This window comes from Nonomuraea sp. B10E15 (genome assembly GCF_039871615.1).
Lineage (GTDB): Bacteria > Actinomycetota > Actinomycetes > Streptosporangiales > Streptosporangiaceae > Nonomuraea.
Map to the genome: position 1 here is coordinate 407,936 of NZ_JBDPMB010000003.1, position 10,894 is coordinate 418,829.

The 10,894-nt window shown below is 71.9% G+C and carries 10 protein-coding genes; 8 read left to right on the top strand and 2 right to left on the bottom strand.

The window, feature by feature from the left end:
- Positions 1-8 precede the first annotated feature (8 nt).
- Positions 9-1,229 carry a hypothetical protein gene (locus ABGB14_RS14770; protein WP_347644184.1) on the top strand — a complete coding sequence of 407 codons (1,221 nt, stop codon included), beginning with the start codon at positions 9-11 and terminating at the stop codon, positions 1,227-1,229.
- A gap of 156 nt (positions 1,230-1,385) precedes the next feature.
- Here ABGB14_RS14770 and ABGB14_RS14775 read toward each other — a convergent pair whose 3' ends face one another.
- Positions 1,386-2,672: an MFS transporter gene (locus ABGB14_RS14775; RefSeq protein WP_347644185.1), complete on the bottom strand. Its 1,287-nt coding sequence runs from the start codon at positions 2,670-2,672 to the stop codon at positions 1,386-1,388.
- A 114-nt stretch (positions 2,673-2,786) separates the two neighbouring features.
- On the opposite strand from ABGB14_RS14775, the gene ABGB14_RS14780 reads away from it, so the two are divergent.
- The gene (locus tag ABGB14_RS14780) at positions 2,787-3,419 is read left to right on the top strand and encodes an HAD family hydrolase (RefSeq protein WP_347644186.1); all 633 of its coding nucleotides are present in this window, start codon (positions 2,787-2,789) and stop codon (positions 3,417-3,419) included.
- A gap of 24 nt (positions 3,420-3,443) precedes the next feature.
- Here the strand turns inward: ABGB14_RS14780 and ABGB14_RS14785 are convergent, their stop codons facing one another.
- Entirely contained in the window at positions 3,444-4,157 is a 714-nt protein-coding gene (locus tag ABGB14_RS14785) for a GntR family transcriptional regulator (protein WP_347644187.1), read from the bottom strand.
- A gap of 202 nt (positions 4,158-4,359) precedes the next feature.
- Between ABGB14_RS14785 and ABGB14_RS14790 the strand changes: the two genes are divergently transcribed.
- Genes ABGB14_RS14790 through ABGB14_RS14815 form a run of 6 tightly spaced genes read left to right on the top strand, consistent with a single transcriptional unit; the run spans position 4,360 to position 10,863 of the window.
- Entirely contained in the window at positions 4,360-5,385 is a 1,026-nt protein-coding gene (locus ABGB14_RS14790) for an autoinducer 2 ABC transporter substrate-binding protein (RefSeq protein WP_347644188.1), read from the top strand.
- A gap of 7 nt (positions 5,386-5,392) precedes the next feature.
- The gene (locus ABGB14_RS14795; protein WP_347644189.1) at positions 5,393-6,889 is read left to right on the top strand and encodes a sugar ABC transporter ATP-binding protein; all 1,497 of its coding nucleotides are present in this window, start codon (positions 5,393-5,395) and stop codon (positions 6,887-6,889) included.
- Positions 6,886-7,878 carry an ABC transporter permease gene (locus ABGB14_RS14800; RefSeq protein WP_347644190.1) on the top strand — a complete coding sequence of 331 codons (993 nt, stop codon included), beginning with the start codon at positions 6,886-6,888 and terminating at the stop codon, positions 7,876-7,878. The genes ABGB14_RS14795 and ABGB14_RS14800 overlap by 4 nt, the downstream gene beginning before the upstream one ends.
- Positions 7,875-8,858, top strand: coding sequence for an ABC transporter permease (locus ABGB14_RS14805; RefSeq protein WP_347644191.1), 984 nt, complete (start codon positions 7,875-7,877; stop codon positions 8,856-8,858). Before ABGB14_RS14800 ends, ABGB14_RS14805 begins: the two co-directional genes overlap by 4 nt.
- Positions 8,855-9,817 carry a carbohydrate kinase family protein gene (locus ABGB14_RS14810; RefSeq protein WP_347644192.1) on the top strand — a complete coding sequence of 321 codons (963 nt, stop codon included), beginning with the start codon at positions 8,855-8,857 and terminating at the stop codon, positions 9,815-9,817. Before ABGB14_RS14805 ends, ABGB14_RS14810 begins: the two co-directional genes overlap by 4 nt.
- Positions 9,814-10,863, top strand: coding sequence for an ADP-ribosylglycohydrolase family protein (locus ABGB14_RS14815; protein WP_347644193.1), 1,050 nt, complete (start codon positions 9,814-9,816; stop codon positions 10,861-10,863). The genes ABGB14_RS14810 and ABGB14_RS14815 overlap by 4 nt, the downstream gene beginning before the upstream one ends.
- The last annotated feature ends 31 nt before the right edge of the window (positions 10,864-10,894 follow it).

Genomic DNA, 10,894 nt, shown 5'->3' on the forward strand with positions numbered 1-10,894 from the left:
GTGAGGGCATGCCCAACGTTCATTTCCTTGATGTCACCAACCGGGACGGCGTGCAGACCGCACGCACCGGCCTGTCGAAGTTCGGCAAGACCATGGTCAACTTCTATCTGGCCAGGCTCGGCGTGGCTCAGTCCGAGATCGGTTTCCCGTTCCTCTTCCACGAGGTCCCGTACGTCAGGGCGCAGGTGGCGCTGGCCGAGGCCGGGGCGTTCGGTGCGCTGCGGCTGTCCGGCTGGTGCCGGGGCGTGCCGCAGGACGTGGAGAAGGCGGCGCCGCTCGGGCTGAAGCACTACAACCTGTCCATCTCGACGTCCGACTACATGATCCAGAACAAGTTCCGCGGCCGCCTGGACAGGGAGGCGATCCTCAGGGAGATGGCGGCCGCGGTCCGCGCGGCCAAGGCCGGGGGCGCGCTGACCGTGGGGGTGAACGCCGAGGACGGCTCGCGTACGGACGGCGCCTTCCTGCTGGAGTTCGCCCTGGCGGCCAAGGAGGCGGGCGCCGACCGCGTGCGCTACTGCGACACGATCGGCGGTGACACGCCCGGCCGGATCCGCGAGCGCTTCGCCGAGCTGGCCGCGGCGACCGCGATGCCGGTCGAGACCCACTGCCACAACGACCTCGGCATGGCCGTGGCCAACTCGGTCTCGGGCGCTCTGGGCGATCTCGACGCGGGGCAGGACGCGTGGATCAACACGTGCGTGAACGGCGTCGGCGAGCGCTCGGGGAACGCCGACCTGCTCTCCACCATCCTGGCCTTCGAGCACGGCTTCGGGCTCGACGCCGAGATCGGCGACGCGCTCGACCTGTCGTGGGCCCGCAGGTTCGGGTTGTGGGCGAGCTACGCGCTGGGGCAGCCGCTGCCGTACAACCAGGTGGGGGTGGGGCGCAACGCGTTCGCGCACGAGTCGGGCATCCACGCCGACGGCGCGCTGAAGGACCACGGCAACTACGAGCTGTACGACGAGGCGACGCTGGGACCGTTCCCCGAGGACTGGCACGCGAGGAGCGGGCGGGTGGTGCTGACCGGCGAGTACGGCGGCAAGGCCGGGTTCGGGCACGTCATGGACGGGCTGGGGATCGAGACGCCCGACGAGGAGCTGGCCTTCCGGCTGGTGCAGCTCTGCAACGCGATGACGGGCAGGCCGCTCACGGACGACGAGCTGCGCCTGATCGGGACGTACCCGCGGGAGCTGGCTCTGCTCTTCCCGGGTTACGAGAGCGGTTGAGGCGTTCCGGCCGCGCTGACTTCACGGGCCGGCTTGAAGGAGTCAGCCCGTGAAGTCAGCCCGTGAAGTCAGCGCGGCCGTGGGCGCCACGGCTCTGTTCGACCGCCGTGTTGATGACCCTCATGTTACCGAGCCCGCCGCCGCGATTTGTTGGTTTCATAGGGATTCGTCGCCCGTCTCGGGCAGGGCGAGCAAGCAGAGCAGGCTCAGCAGCGCCATCGCCGACACGTAGCCGCCGACCGCCAGCGCTCCCATGCCGCCGGCCTGCATGCCGGTGGCGACCAGCGGCGGCACCGCGCCGCCGAGCACACCGCCGAGGCTGTAGGCGACGGACGCGCCGCTGTAGCGGTATTCGGTCCTGAACAGCTCGGGCAGGTACGCCCCCATCGGCCCGAAGATCAATCCCATCAGCGCCAGCGCCCCGGCCAGCGCAAGGCCGGTGAGGAAGACGGACCTGGTCTCCATCAGCGGGAACATCACCAGTCCCCACACGACGGCCACGCCGGTGCCCGCGATCAGGGTGCGGCGCCGGCCCAGCCGGTCGGAGACCATCGCCGAGACCACGGTGCCCGCCGCCATGAACACCACGCCGATCATGGTGAGCGCGAGCATCGTGGTCTTCGGGATCTCCAGCTCGCCGGTCCCGTACGCCAGGCAGTAGGTGGTGGCGGTGTAGAAGAGCGTGTACGCGATGGTCATGGCGCCGGCGCCGAGCAGCACCCGCCGCCACTGGTGCCGCATGAGCCCGGCGAACGGCACCTTGGCGATGCGCCGCTGGTCCATGGCCTTCTGGAAGACGGGCGTCTCGGAGATCTTGAGCCGTACGTAGAGACCGACGATCACGAGCAGCAGGCTCGCCACGAACGGCAGCCGCCACCCCCAGCTCCCGAACGCGTCGTCGCTGAGCGTCTCGCCGAGCACGAGGAACAGCCCGTTGGCCACGATGAAGCCGACCGACGGGCCGAGCTGCGGGAACATCGCGTAGAGCCCGCGCTTGCCGGGCGGCGCGTGCTCGGTGGCCAGCAGCGCCGCACCACCCCACTCGCCGCCGAGGCCGATGCCCTGCGTGAACCGCAACAACACCAGCAGCACGGGCGCCATGACGCCGATCGCCGCGTATCCGGGCAGCAGCCCGATCGCCACCGTTGACAGGCCCATCACCAGCAGCGACACGACGAGCATGGACTTGCGGCCGATCCGGTCGCCCCAGTGCCCGAACACCGCCGAGCCGAGCGGGCGCGAGATGAAGGCGACGGCGAACGTCGAGAACGACGCCAGGGTGCCCGCCACCGGGTCGAGGTCGGGGAAGAAGGCGGCGTTCAGCACGAGGGCCGCGGCGGTGCCGTAGATGTAGAAGTCGTAGAACTCGATCGCGGTGCCGATGAGGCTGGCTGCCGCGACCCTTGACCTGCTGGGGGCCACGGTCTGGGGGGATGTCGTCATACGGGTCTCACTATGCGGACGGGCGTCTTGTGAAGCGATACGCGAACGCTATCACCTGGCGCTATGTCACATCAGATAGGTTCGTAGCCGGACCTCCCCGGGAAAGGAGCAGGCTTGGCCATCGACCTGGTCATCTTCGACTGCGACGGCGTGCTCGTGGACAGCGAGCCCATCGCCACGCGCGTGGGCACCGCCGCGCTGCGGCGTCTGGGCTGGACGATCGACGAGGCGGAGTACGCCGAGCGTTTCGTGGGCTGCACCAACGAATACTGGGCCGAGCAGGTCGGCGAGACGCCACCGGGCTGGCGCGAGCAGCTCAACGCCGAGCACAAGGCCGCGATGATGGCGGAGCTGCGGGCCATCGAGGGCATCGAGGCGGCGATCGACCAGCTCACGGTGCCGGCCTGCGTGGCCTCCAACGGCCGGCACACCACGATCCGCCGCAGCCTGGAGCTCACAGGGCTGGCCAAATGGTTCGACGGGCGGGTGTTCAGCGCCGAGGACGTGGCCAGGGGCAAGCCGGCGCCCGACCTGTTCCTGCACGCGGCGGACACGATGGGGGTGCCGCCGGAGCGGTGCGTGGTGGTGGAGGACAGCCCGTTCGGGGTGACGGCGGCGATGAGCGCGGGCATGCGCTGCCTGGCCTACGCCGGCGGCTTCACCCCCGCCGGCCGCCTCGCGGGCCTGGGCGCCACGCTCTTCCACGACCCGGCGACCCTGCCGCGGCTGATCACGTCGCTCGGCTGAGCAGACGTCACAGGCGCGCCGCCGTCAGGCGCGGAGCTTGACCACGTACCGGTAGCGGTCACCGCGGGCGGCCGACCGGGTGTATTCGACGGGCCTGCCCGCGCGGTCATAGGTCCACCGCCTGATGACGATGATCGGGCTGCCGACCGGGACGTCGAGGACACGGGCCTCGCGCTCGTCGGCGGCCTCGGCGTGGATGCTCTCCGTGGCCTCGGCGACCCTGATGTCGAGGTCTTCCGCGAGTGAGGCGTACAGGGACTGGCGGCGGGTCAGGGCCTCCGGGTCGATCCGCGAGCCGATGCGGTCGGGAAGCCACGAGTCGAGCAGGGCGAAGGGCGAGCCCGAGCCCGTCCGCACCCTGCGGACCAGCCAGGCGACCTCGGAGGGGAGGAACCCGAGGATCTCCAGGGGAGGGCTGGGGTCGAGGCGCACCTCGACCTCGGTGATGCCCGGCTGCAGGCCCAGGTCGCGCAGGAGCACGGTGAAGCTGCGCAGGTTGCCGAGGGAGTGGCTGATGCCGAGGTCGGCGTTGACGTAGCTGCCGGATCCGCGGCGCCGGGTGATCAGGTTGGCCGCGGCGAGGTGGTTCAGCGCCACCCGCACGGTGTTGCGGCTGACGCCGTACTCGTCGGTGAGCGCCTCCTCCGACGGCAGGCGCTGCCCCGGTTTGTAGCGGCCTTCGAGGATGTGCGTGCGCAGCGAATCAGCCACGATCTCGTGCGCATGGCGCTTGGTCATGCGGGCCCATCTCCCCTCGCTCGCGAACCCGGCGCAGACCGAAGTACCAGTCAACTAGCTCCATGCACAACATATACCAACAACATCCAGATTTGTACCTACAACTCTTGACACTCGTTGGTACTAATTCTTACGGTGGCCGCGTCGGGCGAATAAGGGGGCGCGCCTACAGACCTGTCCGTTCGTCTCCTCGGGATGCGATATGCGAAACATCAGTGCCGGGCTCGTGGCCATCTGCACGGCCGTCGCCCTGGCGGCCTGTTCGACCGTGGGAGGGCCGGCCGGCCAGAGCGCCGCTCCCAGCACCGGTGACGGCGAGGGGCCCAAGGTGGCCTTCGTCTCCCAGGTGGAGGGCGTACCCTACTTCTCCGCCTTCAAGGAGGGCGCGGAGAAGACGGCGAAGTCGCTCGGCATGTCGTACACCCAGGCGGGGCCCTCCACCGCGGACGCGACCGAGCAGCTGCGCATCTTCAACAGCCTCGTCCAGCAGGGCTACGACGCGATCGCGGTGTCCCCGCTCGACCCCCGGTCGATGAACCCGGCGATCGCGGCCGCGCGGAAGAAGGGCATCGTCGTGGTCACCTCCGACGCCGACGCGCCCGACAGCGAACGCCAGGTGTTCGTGCAGCAGGCCTCGGACGCCGCGCTCGGCGCGACCGTGATGGACGAGATCGCCAAGGCCATGGGCGGCACGGGCAAGTACGGCATCGTGTCGGGGGCGGCCGACACGCAGACGTTCAACAGCTGGGTGGCCGAGGCGCGCAAGCGGCAGGAGTCCACCTACTCCGCCATGGAACTGGTGGGCGGCGTGCGCTACACCACCGACACCGCGCAGGCGCTCAAAGAGGCGCAGGACCTGATGACCGCCTACCCCGATCTCAAGGCGATCATCGCGGTGCCGTCGACCGCGGTCCCCGGGGTGGCGCAGGCCGTCCAGAACGCCGGCAAGACGGGAAAGGTGGCGGTCTCCGGTTTCGGTTCGCCGCGGACGGCGCGCCCGTACGTCGAGTCCGGGGTGATGAGCTCCACCGTGCTCTGGGACGTGCCGAACCTGGGCGTGCTGACCGTCTGGGCGATGAAGCAGCTCATGGACGGCAAGGAGTTCGCCCCGAAGAACACCGTGCCGGGGCTGAAGGACCCCGTCGAGTATTCCGCGGCGACCACGACGCTCGTCATGGGCCCGCCGATGGTCTTCACCAAGGCGAACATCGCCCAGTATGACTACTAGGAGCGACGTGCGGCCCATCCTCTCGGCGTCCGGCCTGTCCAAGAGCTTCGGAGCCACCACCGCACTCGACGACGTCGGCTTTACGCTGGGGGCGGGCGAGCGGCTCGCGGTGCTCGGCGAGAACGGCGCCGGCAAGTCCACCCTCATCAAGATCATCGCTGGCGTGTATCCGCCCGACGGCGGCGAGATGGTCCTCGACGGCGCACCGCACCGGCCGGCCTCCCCGGGGGCCGCGCTGGCCGGCGGCGTCAGCGTCGTCTACCAGGAGCCGTCGTTCTTCCCCCGGCTGTCGGTGCTGGAGAACCTCTACGTCGGCCGCGAGCCCCGCGACCGCGCGGGCCAGGTCGACTGGCGCCGGATGCGTGGGAGGGGCGAGGAGCTGTTCCGGCGGCTCGACGTCCCCGTGGAACTGCTGACCCGGCGCATGGACGCGCTCAGCCTGGCCGAACAGCAGCTGGCGCTGATCGCCCGGGCGGTCGACGTCGAAGCCAAGGTGCTGATCCTGGACGAGCCCACCTCGATCCTGACCGACGCCGAGGTCCGCAGGTTGTTCCTCATCGTGCAGCGGCTCTCCGAGGCCGGGGTGGGCGTGTTGTACATCACCCACCGCTTCGAGGAGCTCGAGCACGTCGCGGACCGGTTCATCGTCCTGAAGGACGGCAGGCTCGCCGGCGACCTGCCCGCCTCGGAGGCCGACCACGACAGGATCCTGGAGATGATGTCCGGCCGACCGGTCAACTCCGCCATCAGCCGCTCACCCGCCCGGCCCGGGCCGGTCATGCTGGAGACCTCGGGGCTCACCGTGCCGGGAGCCGTGTCGGACGTCGACCTGACCGTGCGCGGCGGCGAGGTGGTCGGCCTGTACGGACTCGTCGGAGCCGGGCGTACCGAGCTGGCGCTGACCGTCTTCGGCGTGCTGCGCCCCAGCGCGGGAACCATGCGGGTGGACGGCGAGCCGCACACGCCGCGCGGCCCGCGCGACGCCATGGCCCGCGGCATCGCCTACCTGCCGGAGGACCGCAAGACGCTCGGCATCTTCCCCGGCATGGACACCCTCAGCAACATCACGGCCGTCAAGCTGCCGGACCTGCTGGGCCGGCTCGGCGTCATCCGCCGCGCCGAGGAGCGCGAGCTCGCGACCTCGTGGATCGACCGGCTGCGCATCAAGGCCCCGTCACCCGCCTTCCCCGTCACCGGCCTGTCCGGCGGCCACCAGCAGAAGACGCTGTTCGCCCGGCAGCTCGCCACAGAACCCAAGATCCTCATCCTGGACGAGCCGACCCGGGGCATCGACGTGGCCACCAAGACCGACATCCAGCAGCGCCTCGTCGAGGTGGCCCGCGACGGCACCGCGGTGCTGGTCGTCTCCAGCGACCTGCCGGAGCTCCTCGCCGTCTCCGACCGCGTCTACGTCATGCGGGAGGGCCGCATGGCCGCCGAGCTGAGCGGCGACGACCTGACCGAGGACGCGGTGCTGCGCGCCACGATGGGGGTGAACCGGTGACCACGACCACCGTCCCCTCCGCGTTCGCGCCCTCCGCGCGGATGCTGGTCCTCCTGCGCAACGCGCTGCTGCCGATCCTCCTGATCGCGGAAGTGATCTTCTTCACCGTGGCCGCCCCCGGCTTCCTGTCCGCGGCCAACCTCGCCAACGTAGTGATCAACTCGGCCGACCTGGCGCTGCTGGCCGCCGGCGTGACGCTGGTCGTCCTGCTGGCCGGGATCGACGTGTCCGTCGGGCCGATGCTCGGCGTGGTCGCGTGGGTCGGCGCCACGCTCGTCGTCGCCGGCATGCCGCCCCCGTTCGTCGTCGTGATCTCCGTGCTGCTCGGCGGCGCGCTCGGCGCGATCAACGGCGGCCTGGTCGTCGGCGGGCGGATCTCCCCCATCATCACCACGCTGGGCACCGCCGCCGTCTTCAAGACCGTGCTGTTCGTCCTCTGGAACAGCACCGACGTCTTCGCCGGCCCCGTCGTGCCCGCGCTCGGCCCGGCCCGCGCCGGCGGAATCCCCCTGGTGGGCCTGGTCGTGCTGGCCGTGTTCGGCGTGCTGGCGTACGTGCTGCGGCACCGGGTGTTTGGCCGGCGGCTGTTCGCCATCGGCAACGACGCGGAGGGCGCGCGGCTGCTCGGCGTACCCGTCGGCCGGACGGCGTTCGCGGCGTACGTGCTCGTGGGCGTCCTCGTCGGCGTCGCGGCGCTCATCTACGTGGGCAGGGTGGGCGTCGTCCAGGCCACGGCCGGCAACGAGCTCACCCTCCCCGCGATCGCCGCCGTGGTCGTCGGCGGCACCAGCATCCTCGGCGGTGAGGGCGGCGTGCTGCGCACCCTCGGCGGCCTGGCCTTCATCGCGCTGCTGCAGAACGGCGTCGTCCTGATGGGAGTGCCGCCCTTGTGGAACGGCGTGCTGGTCGGGGCGGCCGTCGCCCTCGCGGTGGCCTTCGACGTGCTGACCCGGCGCACCCTCGACAAGCGGATCGGAGCGAAGAAATGACAACGGGAGCCCTGCCCCGGCGGTCGATGCGGGACCGCGTGAGCGATCGCAGGGTGTTCCTCGCCGTGCTCATCGTCGCCCTCGGCGCGCTGATGAGCCTGCTGTCGCCGTACTTCCTCGAGGTGGGCAACCTGCTGGCGATGACGCAGTACGGCGCGGTCATCGGCCTGCTGGCCCTCGGCGTGTCGCTGGTCATCCTCGGCGGCCGGGGCGGCATCGACCTGTCCGTCGGGTCCGCGCTGAGCCTGTCGGGCATCGTCATGGGCCTGCTCGCCCAGAACCTCGGGCTCAGCCCGTGGCTGGCCGCGCTGGTGACCGTCGCCTTCGGCGCGCTGCTCGGCTCCGTCAACGGCTTCATGGTCGCCCGGCTGGGCCTGCCCCCGCTGATCGTCACGCTGAGCACGCTCTTCCTGTACGGCGCGCTCGCCCAGGTGCTGACCCACGGAGGCCAGCTCGGCGGGTTCAACCGGGAGGGCTTCGCCGCCCTCGGGCAGACCGCGATCCTCGGCGTGCCCGCGCAGGTGCTCCTGGTGCTGGCGCCCGCGTTCGCCGTGGCCATCTGGGCGCAGAACCGCACCGCCTTCGGCCGGCGGCTGCACCAGATCGGCACCAGCGACCGGGCCGCGGCCCTGGCCGGGGTCGACGTGGACAAGCTCAGGTTTCGGCTGTACTGCCTGTCCGGCGCGCTGGCCGCGCTCGGCGCCGTGGTGACCAACGCGTGGCTGCTCACGGCCCGGCCCAGCGCCGGCCTCGGGATGGAGCTGCAGGCGATCACCATCGCGGTGCTGGGCGGCATCCACATCTTCGGCGGCCGCGGGCACCTCAGCGGCGTCCTGCTGGCGCTCGTCGTCGTGGTGGTGCTGTCCTGGGGGCTGCAGCTGGCCCAGGTCGGCAACTCCGTGCAGACCGGCATCCTCGGCCTGGTCCTGGTCGGCGCCGCCCTGCTGAACAACCTCCTCAGCCGGAGGGCTCCCGGATGACCGCCACGAACCCGCGGCCGCTGGACGTGCTGGCGGTCGGAGACGCCAGCGTCGACTACTTCGTCCGGGTGCCGCACATCGCCACCGCCGACGGCAAGGCGATCGGGCGGCTGCTGAGCATCCAGGGCGGGGGCATGAGCGCCAACCTGGCCGCCGCCGCGCGGTTCGCCGGAGCCCGCAGCGGCCTGGTCACCGCCGTGGGCTCCGACGAGCCCGGCCGCCAGGCGCTGGACCGGCTGGCCGCCCACGGCGTGGACGTCTCCGCGAGCGTCACCGTCGCCGGCGGGCACACCTGGTTCTGCGTGGTCCAGCTCGACGACACCGGCGAGAAGTCCCTCGTCGGAGCGGTGACCGAGGTCAAGATCCCGGCCACGGGACAGGTTTCCGACGACCTGCTCCGTACGGCGCGGGTCGTCGCCCCGCTGGCCGACGACCTGGACTGGGCGCTCGACCTCGCCACCCGGGCCCGAGCGAACGGCGCGGCCGTGGCCGTCGACCTCGAACCCGACGCCGTCACCGGGCGCCTGGACAGGACGCTCGACCTCGCCCACGCCAGCGACCTCGTCTTCTGCAACCAGGGCGCGGTCGAGGTGCTGGCCGGCGGCGACCCCGGGCGCTGCGCCGAGCTGCTCATCTCCGCCGGCGCGTCCGTCGTCGTGGTGACCGGCGGGCGCGACGGCGCGGCCTGCCACAGCCGGGACGAAAGCTGGCACGCGCGCGGGCCGGAGGCCGAGGTCGTCGACACGACCGGCGCCGGAGACGCCCTGGCCGGGGCGTTCACCGGGTCCTGGATCCTCGGGCGCTCCCTCGCCGGCAGCCTGCGCGCCGGCGTCGCCACCGCCTCCCTCTGCGTGGGCCGCCTCGGCTCGCGCGCCTACCTCGACGCCGGCACCGGCCTCGAGACGTCCCTGCGGAACGTCACCCTCGACGCCGCACCCCGTCCACAAGGAATCCGATGACCACACTTCTCGACCGCATCCACGGCAGCCTGGCCGCCGCCTGCATCGCCGACGCCCTCGGCGCGCCCACCGAGGAACGCTCCATCCCGGAGATCCGGGAACTGTTCGGCCGCAGGGTCGAGAGCTTCCACGCGCCGCTGCCCGACGCGCCGTACGCGGTCGGGCGCGGACCGGCCCAGATCACCGACGACTCCAGCCAGATGTTGCTGCTCGCCGAGGCGTTCGCCGAGCACGACGGGGAGGTCACCCCCGAGGTCATGGCGCGCCTGCTCATCGGCTGGTCAGGCAACCCCTCCTACTATCCCCACTTCGCCGGCCCGACCACGCGCAAGGCCATCGAACGCCTCAAGGCCGGGGACGACCCCTGGGAGGTGGGCAAGGCGGGACGCGTCATGAGCGAGGGCGCCAGCAACGGCGGCGCCATGAGGGTCGCCCCCGCCGGCCTGGTGCACCCCGGTGACGTCGAGGGCGCCGTCCGCGCGGCACACCTGACGTGCGTGCCGAGTCACCACACGAACATCGGCGTCGCCGGAGCCGCGGCCATCGCCGCCGCGACCGCCGCCGCCTGCGTGGACGGCGCCGACCTGTTCCAGGTCGTACGGGCGGCGCGGCGCGGCGCCGAACTCGGCGAGGCCCTCGGCGGCGAGCAGGGCCGGCACGTCCCCGGCCCCTCCGTCGCCCAGCGCATCGACCTCGCCGTCACGCTCGCCGTGCAGTCCCGCGACCTGGACGACGCCATCGAGCGGATAGCCTCCGTCATCGGCACCGGCCTGCCCGCGGCCGAGGCCTGCCCGGCGGCCATCGGCCTGCTGGTGGCGGCCGGCGGCGACCCGTTCCGGACCGCGGTCGCCGCTGCCACCGCGGGCGGCGACTCCGACACGGTCGGCTGCATGGCCGCCGCGGTCGCGGGCGCGCTCAACGGCATCGCCGCGGTGCCCGCCGCGGCGGTCGCCCGGGTGGAGGAGGCCAACGGGCTCGACCTGTCCCGCGTGGCCGCCCGGCTGGCCGCCGTCGCCCGCCCGGTCCCCGTGGGCAGCGGGACATGAGCCCAGCCCGGCGCCGCCCGGCGCCGGGCTG

Coding starts and splice junctions, on each gene's coding strand:
- ABGB14_RS14785 (WP_347644187.1), bottom strand. CDS start 4,157: ATGACCAAGCGCCATGCGCACGAGATCGTGGCTGATTCGCTGCGCACG.
- ABGB14_RS14810 (WP_347644192.1), top strand. CDS start 8,855: ATGACCGCCACGAACCCGCGGCCGCTGGACGTGCTGGCGGTCGGAGAC.
- ABGB14_RS14805 (WP_347644191.1), top strand. CDS start 7,875: ATGACAACGGGAGCCCTGCCCCGGCGGTCGATGCGGGACCGCGTGAGC.
- ABGB14_RS14770 (WP_347644184.1), top strand. CDS start 9: ATGCCCAACGTTCATTTCCTTGATGTCACCAACCGGGACGGCGTGCAG.
- ABGB14_RS14815 (WP_347644193.1), top strand. CDS start 9,814: ATGACCACACTTCTCGACCGCATCCACGGCAGCCTGGCCGCCGCCTGC.
- ABGB14_RS14790 (WP_347644188.1), top strand. CDS start 4,360: ATGCGAAACATCAGTGCCGGGCTCGTGGCCATCTGCACGGCCGTCGCC.
- ABGB14_RS14775 (WP_347644185.1), bottom strand. CDS start 2,672: ATGACGACATCCCCCCAGACCGTGGCCCCCAGCAGGTCAAGGGTCGCG.